Source organism: Amycolatopsis nivea (assembly GCF_004522235.1).
GTDB classification, from domain to species: Bacteria; Actinomycetota; Actinomycetes; order Mycobacteriales; family Pseudonocardiaceae; genus Amycolatopsis; species Amycolatopsis nivea.
The window spans coordinates 308421-322461 of the sequence record NZ_SDLT01000004.1; the positions used below are offsets into that span (position 1 = coordinate 308421).

Here is a 14041-nt window from a genome sequence, read left to right on the forward strand (position 1 = left end):
GCGGTGTGAACGCCCCCGAATCGTCTACCAGGAGGAGGTGTCGAGACCGGTGAATCCCCCGCCGTCCGACTCCGCGGAGGCCAGCCAGGAGATGGGCTGGACGCCGATCGCTGAAGAAGCCGTTCGCGCCGCGAGCGTGCTCCACCCCAAGGAAGGGGTACTCCCCCGACCCTCTCGTCGCCGCGTGCTCACCGTCGCCAACCAGAAGGGCGGGGTCGGCAAGACGACGAGCACCGTCAACCTGGCGGCGGCGCTCGCCGTGCACGGGCTGAAAACGTTGGTGATCGACCTCGACCCGCAGGGCAACGCCAGCACCGCGCTCGACATCGACCACCGCTCCGGGACGCCGTCGATCTACGAGGTGCTCATCGGCGAGGTCTCGATCGCCGAGGCCGCGCAGCAGAGCGAGCAGTCCCCCAACCTCTACTGCGTGCCCGCGACGATCGACCTCGCCGGTGCCGAGATCGAACTCGTCTCCATGGCGAACCGCGAGACGCGTCTCAAGGAGGCGCTGTCGTCCGGCGCGCTCGACGAGATCGGCGTCGACTACGTCTTCATCGACTGCCCGCCGTCGCTCGGTCTCCTCACCGTCAACGCGATGGTGGCGGCGCAGGAAGTGCTCATCCCGATCCAGTGTGAGTACTACGCACTCGAGGGTCTCGGGCAGCTCCTCAGCAACATCGAACTCGTGCAGCAGCACCTCAACCGCGAACTCAGCGTGTCGACGATTCTGCTCACCATGTACGACGGTCGCACCAAACTGGCCGACCAGGTGACCAACGAGGTCCGGAACCACTTCGGCGAAACGGTGCTGAAGACCGTCATCCCGCGCAGCGTGAAGGTGTCCGAGGCGCCTGGCTACGGCCAGACCGTCCTCTCCTACGACCCCGGTTCACGTGGCGCCATGAGCTATCTCGACGCGGCGAAGGAGATCGCCGAGCGGGGCGTGAACGAGAGGAGCAGCACCGCATGACTGAGCGCAGAGGAGGGCTCGGCCGCGGACTGGCGGCCCTGATCCCGACCGGACCGGCGACGCCTCCTCCGGCCGCGACCGAGGCCAGCACGCCCGCGGAGAAAGCGGTACGCGAGGACAAGGGCTGGTTCGCGGCGAACGGTGCCGCGGGCCAGCCGAGCGGCGAGGTCGCCGGCGCGGTGTACCGCGAGATCCCGGTCAGCTCGGTCAAGCCGAACCCGAAGCAGCCGCGCCAGGTTTTCGACGAGGAAGCACTCGCCGAACTCGAGCATTCGATCCGCGAGTTCGGGCTCATGCAGCCGATCGTCGTCCGCGAACTCGGCGACGACGAGTACGAACTCGTCATGGGCGAGCGCCGGCTGCGCGCCTCGCAGCAGGCGGAGCTCGAGGCGATCCCGGCGATCGTGCGGCAGACCGCCGACGAGTCGATGCTGCGGGACGCGCTGCTGGAGAACATCCACCGCGTGCAGCTGAACCCGCTCGAAGAGGCGGCGGCCTATCAGCAGCTCCTCGACGAGTTCGCGGTGACACACGAGGAGCTGGCCGGTCGCATCGGGCGCAGCCGTCCGGTCATCACGAACACCATCCGGTTGCTCAAGCTCCCCCTCCCCGTGCAGCGGCGGGTGGCCGCGGGCGTCCTGTCCGCCGGGCACGCGCGGGCGCTGCTGTCGTTGGAGGATCCGGAAAGCCAGGAGGAACTGGCGGCGCGGATCGTCGCGGAGGGCATGTCGGTGCGGGCCACCGAGGAAGCCGTCACGCTGAAGAAGAGCGAGAAGCCGGCGAAGCCGAAGGCCGCTCCCCGAAAGCAGATCCAGGCACCCGGATTGCAGGAACTCGCGAACCGGCTGTCCGATCGGTTCGATACTCGGGTGAAGGTCGACCTCGGCCGGCGCAAGGGGCGCATCGTTCTCGAGTTCGGGTCGGTTGACGATCTTGAGCGGATCGTCGGGATCATCGACGCGAATTCCGGGGAAAAATCGGCGAATCAGAGCGACGAAACCGATTAGGGATCACCCAGGGGCGTTTCGTCACGGTGATGATTGCGGATCGAGGCGGCCACGGTCACGCGGAGTGGCCGCCGGAATCGACCGGCGCGGGGAGGGGCGGCAGTCCGCCGCCCGCCCCCGTCCGCCAGTTTTCAGTTCGCGCGAGCGACGGCGCGCGCGACGAGGTCCGCGAAAACTGAACCGAGCGTGGTGCCGGCGGCTTCGACCGCCATCGGCACCGTCGACGTTTCGGTGAGACCCGGCGAGAGGTTCACTTCGAGGAAGTGGACTCCCCCGTCCGGCGTGATCACCGCGTCGGTGCGCGAGATGTCGCGCAGCCCGAGCCACCGGTGCGCGCCGACGGCGAGTTCGCTGACCGCCTTCGCGGCCTCGTCGGAAATCCGGGCCGGGGTGAAGAAGTCGGTGAGCCCCGCGGTGTAGCGCGCGGTGTAGTCATAGACGCCGCTCTCCGGCACGATCTCGACCGCGGGCAGGGCCTCGGCCCCGTTCTCCCCTTCGATGACCGTGACGGCCACTTCAACGCCGTCTACGAACCGTTCCGCGAGCACGGTGTCGCCATAGGCGAAGCAGCCGACCATCGCCGCGGGCAGCTCCGCTGCCTCCCGAACCACCTGCGTGCCGAGCGCCGACCCGCCCTGATCCGGCTTGAGGATCAGCGGCAGACCGAGCCGCTCGACCATCGCGTCGAGCACCGACTGCGCGCCCAGTTCGCGGAAAGTGCTGTGCGGCAACACAATCCAGTCCGGCGTCGAGAACCCGGCCTGCTGCACGAACGCCTTCGCGGTCGGCTTGTCCCAGGCGCGGCGGCAGCCCTGCGAATGGGTGCCGACGAACGGCACGTCGAGCATCTCCAGCACGGTCTGCACCGAGCCGTTCTCGCCCTCACCGCCGTGCAGGGCGACGACAACCGCGTCCGGACGCTGCGTGCGCAGCCGTTCCAGCAGCCCGGCGTCGGTGTCCCACTCCTCCACCGTGAGGCCCTCGGCCCGCAGCGCGGCGGAAAGCCTGCGCCCGGAGCGGAGCGAAACGTCGCGTTCGTGGGAAAGCCCGCCGGCGAGCACGGCAACGGTACGGTCGACCACCGTGGGAACTCCTTAGTGTTGCTGGGCCGGTCAGACCGTGTCCGGAGACGGGGTCTCGGGCCCCGGGATGGTGCGCGCCTTCACGCTACCGAAGGTGCGGTTGAGGTCCATTTCGGACTCGAGCACGGCGGCGAGCCGGCGCACGCCCTCGCGGATGCGTTCCGGCGTCGGATAGCAGTACGACAACCGCATCTGGCGGGAGCCGAAACCGTCGGCGTAGAAACCGGTGCCGGACGCGTACGCGACCCGAGCGGTGACCGCACGCGGCAACATCGCTTTGGTGTCAACGCCTTCCGGCACGGTGACCCACACGTAGAAGCCACCGTCGGGGTTGGTCCAAGAGCAGCCGGGCGGCAAATACTGTTGCAGCGCCGACAACATCGCGTCGCGGCGTTCGCGGTAGTTCTCCCGGAACTTCTTGATCTGGCCCTTCCAATCGTGCGTCGCGAGGTAGCGCGAGACGATCATCTGGTTGAAGGTCGGCGGGCACAGCGTCGCGGATTCCGCTGCCAGCACGAGCTTTTCGCGCACCGCGTGCGGCGCGAGCACCCAGCCGACGCGCAGCCCGGAGGCGAACGTCTTCGAGAACGAGCCGAGGTACACGACGTTGTCCGGGTCGAGCGAGCGCAGCGCCGGGTAGGTCTGGCCGTCGAAACCGAGCAGGCCGTACGGGTTGTCCTCGATGATCAGCACGCCGTGCTCGCGGCAGATCTCGACGATTTCCGGCCGCCGGTCGACCGACAGCGTCACGCCGGCCGGGTTGTGGAAATTCGGGATCGTGTAAAGGAATTTGACCCGCTGCCCGGCTTTTTCAGCCTGGCGCAAGGCTTCCCGCAACCCTTCGGGCACGAGACCGTGCTCGTCCATCGCGACGTGCACGACGTTCGCCTGGTAAGCGGAAAACGAACCGAGCGCACCGACGTACGACGGGCCCTCGGCGATCACGACGTCACCCGGGTCGCAGAAAAGCCGGGTCACCATGTCGAGGCCCATCTGGGAACCGACGGTGACCACGACGTCGTCGGGGTGCGCCTTGATCCCCTCGAGAGCCATGATTTCGCAGATCTGGTCACGCAGCGCGGGAATCCCGTGCGCGGACCCGTACTGCAGGGCGACGAGCCCCTCCTCGGCGATGATCTCGCCGACCTGAGCCGAGAGGGTGTCGAGCGGCAGCGCGGCGAGGTTCGGCATGCCGCCGGCGAGCGAGACGACCTCCGGCCGGCTTGCCACTGCGAAAAGCGCGCGGATCTCGGATGCGGTCATCCCGGCGGTACGTGCTGCGTACCGGTCGAGGTGCGGGTCGAGATTGTGGCGGCCGGTCTGCGGCTTGGCGGGGCGGTTCTCGGTCATCGGACACCTGAGGGCTCGGTGGGTACCTGCTGGTAGATCCATCGAGTGTAACCGCGGCCTCTTCCGGCTCCCCGCTCTTCCGGCGCTTGTCACATCGGCCTATCCTCGGGGTGGTTCTTCCGGTGCCGCCTGCGCTCTTGCGGGCGCGATGGCCGGAGTTGCGGGGTCCAGGGAGGTTTCAGGTGTCACGTCGCGTGGTGGGCGTCACCCTGGACAATCTCGAGCACCTTCCCAAGAACTGCCGGCAGTGCGTGTACTGGGAGCTCGCGCCGCACCTGAAGGCGCAGGCCGAGGAGTACGGCTCCACCGAGGTCGAGAAGGAAGCCTGGGTGTCCAGCGTGCTGCTGGAATGGGGTTCCTGCGGCCGCATCGTCTACAGCGACACGTTGCCGGTCGGGTTCGTGCTGTACGCCCCGCCGAACGCGGTGCCCCGCTCGCTCGCCTTCCCGACGTCGCCGCCGAGCGCCGACGCCGTCCTGCTCACCGCCTTCCAGGTCCTGCCGGAATTCCGCGGCGGCGGCCTCGGCCGGATGCTGGTGCAGGCCGTGGCGAAGGACCTGACCAAACGCGGCGTCCGCGCGATCGAATCCTTCGGCGACGCCACCCCTGACGACGAGGACCCGCTGGGCCAGCACTCGTGCGTGCTCCCCGCCGCGTTCCTGCAGAGCGTGGGCTTCAAAACGGTGCGCCCGCACCCGAAGTACCCGCGCCTGCGCCTGGAACTGCGCTCGGCGATCACCTGGAAGGAAGACGTCGAAGCGGCACTCGAACGTCTGCTGGGCCAAGTGACGATCACGACCGCGGAACCGAGCCTCGGCCGCGCCTGACCGGCTTCGTGCCCCAGGCAGGTCAGCCAGAATGACCTCGCTGGCACCCACCATGAACGCCCGTCCCGGCTAGCCCGCAGTACTCCGCCACTCCCCGGCTACCCGGTCACTCTCCGTGCCGACCGTCGCGACAACTACCGCCGCTCGCCCGCTTTACTGCTCACCGCGACCCTCATTCCCGACTGGGTTGTGCGGCCGCTCGAACAGCATCGCCCGAGGTCAGCCCCGGCCTGTTCGCCGCCGCCGGGGGTGGACCTCGGATGCCCCAGGACCGAGTCCGACGAGCCCCATACCACCTCGGATCCGCGCGGAAAACACCCACTCCCGGTACCTGTGCACAACTGTGGAAGAGTCCCCGAGTTATCCACAGATTGCAGATAGAGGCCGTGGAAAAGCTGTGGATGGATAGAATGGATCTGGGGACGCCCCCCGGGAAGGGTGGGGGCTGCCCCCAGGTGTGGTGGGTGTTGTGGCAGTTCGGCGCAAGTTCTTGTGGCGCCGGTTAAGCGGTGTGGGGGCTCCGGTTGTTTTAGGGCGCGGGTGCGGTTGGTTCGGGGGTGGCGGTGCTCGGGAGGGGTCGCCGAGGGGGCGGCGGCTGGTGGTGACTGTGGGTAGTGGTTGCTCGGGGTGCGGGCGGGTCAGCACGGGTAAACACGGGCTGAGAGGGCGGTGCGGCGGCGGGGCGCGCTGAGTGGGGCCCTGGGCGGTCTTGGCGGGGAAAGGCCCGGGCAGGGCGAATCAGGGTGGGGCTAGGGGTAAGGCAGGGAGAACCGGAGGGGGCGAATAGCGAGAGAGGGCTATTCGGCCTTGGCCAGTTCGTGGGCCAGGACGTCGGCGAAGGTGAAGGTGCCGGTGGGCTGGTCGCCTTCGCCGAGGAGGTAGAGGCGCTTGACCGCGATGAGGATGCCCTCGGCCACGACGTCGCGGAAGGCGGGGTCGCCAAGGCGGGCGGCGTCGTCCGGGTTCGTCAGGTAGCCGATTTCCACGCGGACGGCCGGGCAGCGCGTGCGGGTGAAGATCTCCCACGTCTTGTAGTGCGTGCGGCAGTCCAGCAGGCCGGTACGGGCCGCGACCTCGCGCTGGATGAAGCCGGCCAAGAGTTCGCCGACGGTGGACGTCGTGCCGTTGCCGGTGCCGAAGTGGAAGCTCGCGACGCCCTGCGCGCGCGGCGACGGGTTGCCGTCGCTGTGCAGCGACAGGAACAGGTCCGCGCCAGCGTCGTTGGCGAAACGGGCGCGTTCGAAATCCGTCGGGCTGTGGTTCGGGCCCCGGCTGATCAGGGCCTCCATGCCGGTGGCCTGCATCCGGCCTTCGAGCCGCCGCGCCAGGTCCCAGGCGATGTCTGCCTCGCGCAGGCCTCCCGCGACGACACCGAGGTCTTCGCCGCCGTGGCCCGGGTCGATCACGATGCGCTTGCCGCGCAGCCGCGGGCCCGCCTGGCGCACCTGCTCCTGCTCGCGCAGGAAAACCGGGCGGCCGCCGCGAGCGCGCGGCGAGGACAGGCGGTGCAGTTCGCGGATGGTGGCCGGGCCGCAGATGCCGTCCGACGTCAGCCGCATGTCGCGCTGGAACGTGCGCAGGGCGCGTTCGGTCTGGGGGCCGAAATAGCCGTCCGGGCGGCCCGCGTCGAAGCCCAGTTCGGTGAGCCGCTCCTGAAGAGTGAAAACGTCGTCGCCGTGCACCGGCGACGACAAAAGGTACTGGAGCGGGCGGCTCCCGAGGTGATAGCTCGCGCCCTTGAGCGCCTGGTACGTCGCCGGGCCCACCACCCCGTCGGTGATGAGCCCGCGGCGCTGCTGGAACGCGCGCACGGCCTGCTCCACCGCGACGTCGAACGTGTTGTACCGCTCGGTCCCCGCCACCGGCGGGAGCAGATCCATCCCGGCAAGGATCGACCTGATCTCGGCGACGTCGGGACCGGCGTCACCGCGGCGGAGTACCCGCATGCACTCCTCGCTCTTCCTCAGGCACCGAAACCGGCTCGATGCGAAACAGAAACCCGGGTAGGGGGTGTACCCAGGCACCTATTGTGCCCTGTGAACTCTCGGTAAGGACGCAGGCCCGGTCGGTGCGCCACCGGCGGGTGCGTCGCCGCGCGGCGGACACGCCGAGTGCACCTGCGTGCCCACCCCCGTGCGGGTGGTTCCCGAACGTGCGAGAACCCGGACCGGCGAGTCGATCGCCGCTGGCCCGGGTTCTCAGCAGGTGGACCGCTCAGAGCACGTCGGCGAGATCGGACAGCAGCGCGGCCTTCGGCTTCGCGCCCACGATCTGCTTCACCGGCTTGCCGCCCTGGAACAGGATCAGCGTCGGAATCGACATCACCTGGTAGTCACGCGCCGTGTTCGGGTTCTCGTCGATGTCGAGCTTCGCGACGGTGATCTTGTCGCCGTTTTCCTTCGCGATCTCCTCGAGCACCGGGGCGACCATCTTGCACGGCCCGCACCAGGTCGCCCAGAAGTCGACGAGAACGGGCTTCTCGCTGGTCAGGACGTCGTCCACGAACGACTTGTCGGTCACCTTCACGGGTTCGGACATCGCTTGCTCCTTCAACTCGGTGGGAAAGTCAGTGCTCGCCGGCGCCGTAGCCGCCGCCGACCAGTTCCGGTGCTTCGTTCGCCTCGGCCTCGCCGTGCTCCGCGAGCCATCGTTCCGCGTCGATCGCCGCGCTGCAGCCGGAACCGGCCGCGGTGATCGCCTGCCGGTAGGTGCGGTCCACGAGGTCGCCGGCGGCGAACACCCCGGGCAGGTTCGTGTACGACGTGCGGCCCTGCGTGAGCACGTAGCCGTCCTCGTCCACGTCCACCTGACCGCGCACCAGCTCGCTGCGCGGATCGTGGCCGATCGCGACGAAGAACCCGGTCACGTCGAGCGTCTTCTCCTCGCCGGACTGCGTGTCGCGCACCTTCAGGCCGGACACGGTCCCGTCGCCTTCGACGCCGGTGATCTGCGAGTTCAGCTGCCACTTGATCTTGTCGTTCGCGCGAGCGCGTTCGAGCATGATCTTCGACGCCCGGAACTCGTCGCGGCGGTGCACGATCGTGACGGACTTGGCGAACTTCGTCAGGAAGGTCGCCTCCTCCATCGCCGAGTCGCCGCCGCCGGCCACCGCGATGTCGTGGTCGCGGAAGAAGAAACCGTCACAGGTCGCACAGGCGGACACGCCGCGGCCGAGCAGCTCCTGCTCGCCCGGCACCTTCAGGTACCGCGCGGCGGCGCCCATGGCCAGCACGACGGCGCGGGCGGCGTAGCGCTTGCCGTTCGCGACGACGTACTTCACGTCGCCGGTCAGCTCAAGCGACTCGACGTCCTCCGCGCGCAGCTCCGCGCCGAACCGTTCGGCCTGCTTGCGCATCTCCTCCATCAGGTCCGGACCCTGGATCCCGTCGCGGAAGCCCGGGAAGTTCTCGACCTCGGTGGTCGTCATCAGCGCGCCGCCGAACTGCGTGCCCTCGAACACCAGCGGTTCGAGCTGTGCGCGCGCCGCGTAGACCGCTGCGGTGTAACCGGCAGGACCCGACCCGACGACGATCAGGTTCCTGATTTCCTCGGCAGCCACCCGTCAACCCTCCGCTCGTCATGACCTGTGCTCCAGGCTCAACACGATCGTAGGTGGAGGTGTTCCCGGCGGTGACGCCCGCTACGTCCTGCCCGCTACTTCTTGCCGACCACCTTGTCGAACAGCTTGTCCGCGTTCCCCGGCCCGCAGTCCGCGCCGAACGCGACCAGCCGGAACTGCGCGAGCTTGCCGGTGGTGTAAATCGCCACCACGCCCGGCTTGCCCTCGACGGTCACCGGCCGCACGCCTTCCGGCCGCACCGCCGGGTCCATGCCGGCCGCCGCGACGCACGCGTCGAAGCGTTTCGAGTCCTGCAGCGGACCGTAGTTCCGCACGCCGAGACCGCCGCCCAGCAGCGCTTCCGCACCGCTGCCGTCGCTGCCGACGGACGGGCCGCTTGCCGAAGACGGCGCGGGCGCGGCGACGCCGGACGTATTGGTCTTGGTCGCACCGGGAACGGTCAGCGTGATCGCTACCGCGGCGGCCGCGGCGGCGGTCAGGATCCCGGCGCCCCAGCCGAGCTGCCGGTTCCGCCGTTTCCGCGCCGCCGACAGGTCCACCACCGGCGCGACCGCCTGTTCAGCGGGCTCCGGTGCGGCCGCCGGAAACGTCGCCTCCTGCCGGGCCGCCGACTCCGCGGCGAGCGCGGCGTCGAGCCTCGCCGCGAACTCGGCGGGCATCGGCGGCGCCGGTTCCGCGGCGAGCGCGGACAGGTCGGCGGTGGTCGCCTCCAGGGCCTCGATGATCGCGCGCGCCTCCGGATCCGCGTTCACCCGCGGCCACAGCTGCGCTGCCTCCTGGTCGTCGAGGACCCCGGCGTGGAGGTCGGCGAGCAGGTCGACAGACCAGGGCGGCCCGATGGTTCCGCCTGCCCCCCGGCTCTCGTCCGTCATCGTCCCTCCCCGTTCCCCGGCGAGCGCTGGGCTCGCCCGGCACTCCGGGACCCCTCCGAAGTGGCGTGCTTGCGTTTGCTTTCGTTAGTTGGGACGTCGCCACCCCCGTCCGGGTTCCGCAGATGCCCGAGAACCTTCGCGAGTTTTCCCCGGCCGCGCGCGCACCGGCTCTTGACCGTGCCCTCGGCGATGCCGAGCATTTTCGCCGTCTCGGCCACCGAATAGCCCTCGACGTCGACGAGCAGGATCGGCGCGCGCTGGTCTTCGGGCAGCTCGTCGAGCGCTTTGCGGACCAGCAGGCTGGTCTCCTTCTCGGCCATCGAGTCGCCGGGCGCGGCCGGTTCGTTGTACTCGCCGGTCTCGGGCAGCGGCACGGTCGGCCGGGCCTGCTTCCGCCGGATCCGGTCGAGGCACGCGTTCACCACGATCCGGTGCAGCCAGGTCGTGACCTGCGACTCCGCGCGGAACTTGCCCGCCGCGCGGAAGGCCGAGATGAACGCCTCCTGCAGCGCGTCCGCCGCCTCTTCCGGATCGCGCAGCGTGCGCAGCGCTACCGCCCACATGCGGTCTCGATGCCGCCGGACCAGTTCACTGAACGCATGCGGATCGCCCGCGGCGTGCGCCGCGATCAGATCCGCATCCGTGGGAGCTGCAGCCGTCACCCGGCAGAGCCTACTGAGTCGTGCTCGCAGCTCACGCCGCAGGCAGGAAGCTCAGCTCTCCGATCTGGCTCAGGAAGCCGTCGCCGCCGTTGTCGCCCAGCTGGGTGATCCAGACGATGAAGTACTGGCTTTGTGTCGGCTGCTGCAGGGTGATCGTGGTGTCCGGGCCGTTCAGGTCGCCGCTCCCGACCACCTTCGTGTCGTCGAGCTGCGGATTCTTGCTGTCCGCCGACCGGATCTCGACCTTCGTGCCCGGGCTGTCCGCGCTGATCTTCACCTGCGCGAGGTTCACCGGGTTGTCGAACGAGACCGCGATGCCGACGCCGGGCTTCAGCGCGGGCAGCTGCTGCTGGTACTGGTCGGTCTTCCAGACCGTGCCCGGGTCGCCGTCGATCGTGTTCTTCGCCCGGCCCGCGTTGTCGCCGGAGCCCTGCGGGTTGTAGAGCGTCGCCGACTTCGGGGCCACCGGGTCGCCGATCTTCGGCGCCGCGGGCGGCTGGTTGCCCGGCGGTGGCGCCGGGTTGCCCGGTTTCGCCGGAGCACTGCTCGGCGGGGCCGCGACGTTGATCGTGGGACCGGTCGGCTTGCCGTCGCCCTGGAACAGGTTGATCAGCATCAGCCCGCCCCACGCGAGGATGACCACGGTCGCGACCACCAGCACGGTGACGCCGAAGGCCAGCTTCCGCCGCCGCGCGACGTCCTTCACCGGCTTCTTCGTGGTCCAGATCGTGCCGTCGGTCTCCGCCGCCGGGTCGTCCTTGCCGACCGCGTTGATCAGCTGGGTGCGTTCCTCCTGCTCGGCGACCTGGCCGAGCACGCGCAGAATGGCCGAGCTGGTGCGGATCCCGCCGCTGCCGCCGTCCTCGATCGTGCGCACGGCCAGCGAGGACAGCTCCGGCGGCACCGCAGGCACCAGCGACCGCGGCGGCACGACGTGCCCCTGCGGCGTGAGCGGCGCCGCGGGGATCGCGGGCGGCCCGCCCGGCAGCGCCCAGCGTCCGGTGAGCAGCAGATACAGCACCGCGCCGAGCGCCTTGACGTCGTCGCGGAGAGTGGCTTCGGGCAGCGGGCCGGGGAAGGCGAGCTTGAGCGCGCCGCCCGGCGTGAGCCGCAGCCGCTGCGGGTGGTCGAGGCCGAGGACGAGACCGTTCTGGTGGGCGTGGTCGACCGCCTCTGCGAGCGCCTGCACCATCCGCGCGGCCGCGGCGGGGGCCACCGGGCGCTGCGCGACCAGGTCCACCAGGTCGCTGCCCTTGGTCCACTCCGCCACCACGACGCCGAGCAGTCCCTCGCTGGAGGTGACGCCGCTGCCGAGGCTGAGCACATCCAGCACTCGCGCGACGCCGCCGTGCCCGAACTTCGACGCGTGCGCGGCCCGTTCCAGGGTGCGCCTCGCCTGCCTCGCCGCCTCCGGATCGGCCGGATCGCCGACCAGCAGCGTCAGTGCGACGTCCCGTTTGAGCTGCCCGTCCCGCGCGCGCCAGAGGTGCGCGGCGGCCCGCTCATCTACCCCGAACTGGGCAAGCAGGCGATACCGGCCGTCCCCTACGACGCGTCCGGGCGCGAGCGATCCGCCCCGGGCGCGAATGCCCGCGGCGTCCCCCGCCTGCTCGCTTCGTCTCGTGTCCACGCTCTCTCCCGCTTCGCTCCCGGCACCGAGGGTACCCGGATCATCAGCCGTAGAAGCGTCGTGAGTCGTGAATCAATCGTTACCCGCGCTTGATCAATCGGGTGAATCTCGATGTTACGGGCTTCAGCTCCTCGACCTTCAGCGCCATGAGCACCCCGAACGAGACCACGATCCCGACGAGTCCCTGCAGGACGAGCTTGATCCAGGCGTGCAGAACCGGGCCGAGGGACGAGGGCACGATCAGCCCGACGACCCACGCCGCGCCGACCCCGAGGACGCTCGCCACGACCGTGAACAGGATCACCCCGATCACCCGCTTGCTGCGCAGGTTGCCGAGCGTCACCCACAGCCACACCTGGCCGAGCATCGCGCCGATCACGTAGGTCAGCGCGTTCACCATCATCACGCCGAGCACGACGTTCTCCGGGTTCAACAGCACCGGGCACAGGAACAGCAGCGGCACCTTGACCACGGTCATCACGATCATGATCAACGTCGGCGTGCGGGCGTCCTTCATCGCGTAGAACACCCGCATCTGGAGCATCACCAGCGCGTACGGCAGCAGCGCGAACGCGGTGATCGCCAGCGCCTGGCCCATCCGCTCGGCGCCTTCCAGCGAGCCCTTGCCCAGCGCGAACAGCGCGACACCCATCGACGAGCCGACGATCGTCATCACCGCGGAGATCGGGACGAGGGTCACCGTCGAGATCCGCGAGGCATACGACAGGTCGCTGACCAGCTTCTTCGTGTCGCCGTCGGCGGCGGCGCGGCTCATTCGCGGCATGATCGCGGTCAGCAGCGAGACGCCGAGCACGCCGTAGGGCAGCTGGAACAGCAGCCACGCGTAGTTGTAGGCGGTGACGCCGCCCGAGGTGCCCTTGGTGAGCACGCGAGTGGTGATCGTGAGGCCGACCTGGCTGACCGCGACGTAGCCGACGACCCACAGGGCCAGCCCGCCGAACTCCTTCATCCGGCTGTCCAGGCCCCAGCGCCAGCGCGGGCGGAAGCCGGACCGCAGCAGCGGCGGGATCAGCATGAGCGCCTGCGCGGCGATGCCGCCGGTGACGCCGAGGCCGAGCGTGAGCACCTTCGGATCGGTGAGCGACGGGTTGCCGGTGTCGATCGAACCGGGCATCAGCCACACCACGAGGATGGTGAAGATGACCACCAGGTTGTTGATCACCGGGGCCCACGCGGTCGGACCGAACACGTGCTTGGCGTTCAGCATCGCCGAGACCAGCGCGAACACGCCGTAGAAGAAGATCTCCGGCAGCAGCAGATAGGCGAACGCGGTGGTCAGGCCCGCGCTCGCGTTGCCGGACGAATCGATGTACAGCGACGTGAACGCCGGCGCCGCGATCACCGCGATCACGGTGCCGATGAACAGCACGGTGACGCCGGTGGTCAGCAGCCGTTGCGCGTAGGCCTGGCCGTGGTCCGGGTCGTCCTGCGAACGCACCAGCAGCGGCACCACCACGCTGGTGAGCACGCCGCCGAGCAGCAGCTCGAAGATGATGTTCGGCATCGTGTTCGCGACGTTGAACGAGTCGGTCGCGATCCCGTTGCCGATCGCCGCGACGAGCAGCACCTTCCACAGGAACCCGGTGATCCGGCTGATCAGCGACGCGATCGCCATCCGGCCGGATTCCTTCGCGACCGAAGGACCCTCGTCCTTCGGCTGTTCGGGAGCCTCGGCCGGACGCGCGAGCGGCGCATCCTTGATCCGCGGCATGACCTGGGTGGCCAGCGCGTCGTACGGGCGCAGCACGTCCGGGTCGGCGGTCGGCCAGCGCGAGGGGGCCGCCAGCGGAACGCCCGCGGTGCGCGGGATGAACCGGGTGGCGTCCGGGTCCCGCATCGCCTCTTCCTGCCACGGCCGGATCGGTGTGCCGGGACGCGGGCCGCGGCCGCGGTGCACCGGCGGCTGCGGGCCCGGCACGTTCGCGGGCGGCGGGGTCGGCTGCGGGAGCTGGCCGCGGTTCGGCGGCTGGTTCGGCGGGATCGGCTGCGGACCCGACGGCGGGAGCTGCTGCGGGCCGGACGGCGGCCCGGACTGCC

The 14041-nt window shown here is 69.7% G+C and carries 12 protein-coding genes; 3 read left to right on the plus strand and 9 right to left on the minus strand.

Features of this window, described 5'->3' with window-relative positions; all coding sequences use genetic code 11:
- The first annotated feature begins 49 nt into the window (after nt 1-49).
- Nucleotides 50-973 carry a ParA family protein gene (locus EIZ44_RS07305; protein WP_037809129.1) on the plus strand — a complete coding sequence of 308 codons (924 nt, stop codon included), beginning with the start codon at nt 50-52 and terminating at the stop codon, nt 971-973.
- Entirely contained in the window at nt 970-1980 is a 1011-nt protein-coding gene (locus tag EIZ44_RS07310) for a ParB/RepB/Spo0J family partition protein (protein WP_037809127.1), read from the plus strand. Before EIZ44_RS07305 ends, EIZ44_RS07310 begins: the two co-directional genes overlap by 4 nt.
- 131 nt (nt 1981-2111) lie before the next feature.
- Here the strand turns inward: EIZ44_RS07310 and EIZ44_RS07315 are convergent, their stop codons facing one another.
- Entirely contained in the window at nt 2112-3062 is a 951-nt protein-coding gene (locus tag EIZ44_RS07315) for a D-alanine--D-alanine ligase family protein (protein WP_009085339.1), read from the minus strand.
- A 30-nt stretch (nt 3063-3092) separates the two neighbouring features.
- Complete coding sequence (locus tag EIZ44_RS07320) at nt 3093-4412, minus strand: aminotransferase-like domain-containing protein (RefSeq protein ID WP_043831398.1); 1320 nt, start codon at nt 4410-4412, stop codon at nt 3093-3095.
- A 182-nt stretch (nt 4413-4594) separates the two neighbouring features.
- Between EIZ44_RS07320 and EIZ44_RS07325 the strand changes: the two genes are divergently transcribed.
- A complete protein-coding gene (locus EIZ44_RS07325) occupies nt 4595-5239 on the plus strand; it encodes a GNAT family N-acetyltransferase (RefSeq protein ID WP_106961273.1) in 645 nt (214 codons plus the stop codon).
- Between the two features lie 797 nt (nt 5240-6036).
- Here EIZ44_RS07325 and EIZ44_RS07330 read toward each other — a convergent pair.
- The 7 genes from EIZ44_RS07330 to murJ all read right to left on the minus strand — a co-directional run bounded on the left by EIZ44_RS07330 (nt 6037) and on the right by murJ (nt 13841).
- Nucleotides 6037-7185, minus strand: a complete 1149-nt coding sequence (locus EIZ44_RS07330) for an N-acetylmuramoyl-L-alanine amidase (RefSeq protein WP_037809125.1) — start codon at nt 7183-7185, stop codon at nt 6037-6039.
- A 268-nt stretch (nt 7186-7453) separates the two neighbouring features.
- On the minus strand, nt 7454-7777 hold the full coding sequence (gene trxA, locus EIZ44_RS07335; RefSeq protein ID WP_009085330.1) for a thioredoxin: 324 nt from the start codon (nt 7775-7777) through the stop codon (nt 7454-7456).
- Nucleotides 7778-7805: 28 nt separating this feature from the next.
- Nucleotides 7806-8798, minus strand: a complete 993-nt coding sequence (gene trxB, locus EIZ44_RS07340; protein WP_037809124.1) for a thioredoxin-disulfide reductase — start codon at nt 8796-8798, stop codon at nt 7806-7808.
- Between the two features lie 95 nt (nt 8799-8893).
- Nucleotides 8894-9691, minus strand: coding sequence for an RsmA family anti-sigma factor (locus tag EIZ44_RS07345; RefSeq protein WP_134728051.1), 798 nt, complete (start codon nt 9689-9691; stop codon nt 8894-8896).
- Complete coding sequence (gene sigM, locus EIZ44_RS07350) at nt 9688-10353, minus strand: RNA polymerase sigma factor SigM (RefSeq protein ID WP_043831404.1); 666 nt, start codon at nt 10351-10353, stop codon at nt 9688-9690. Before sigM ends, EIZ44_RS07345 begins: the two co-directional genes overlap by 4 nt.
- Before the next feature lie 31 nt (nt 10354-10384).
- Nucleotides 10385-11983: a protein kinase family protein gene (locus tag EIZ44_RS07355; RefSeq protein WP_037809120.1), complete on the minus strand. Its 1599-nt coding sequence runs from the start codon at nt 11981-11983 to the stop codon at nt 10385-10387.
- 79 nt (nt 11984-12062) lie between these two features.
- Nucleotides 12063-13841, minus strand: coding sequence for a murein biosynthesis integral membrane protein MurJ (murJ, locus tag EIZ44_RS07360; protein WP_235146700.1), 1779 nt, complete (start codon nt 13839-13841; stop codon nt 12063-12065).
- Nucleotides 13842-14041: the final 200 nt, after the last annotated feature.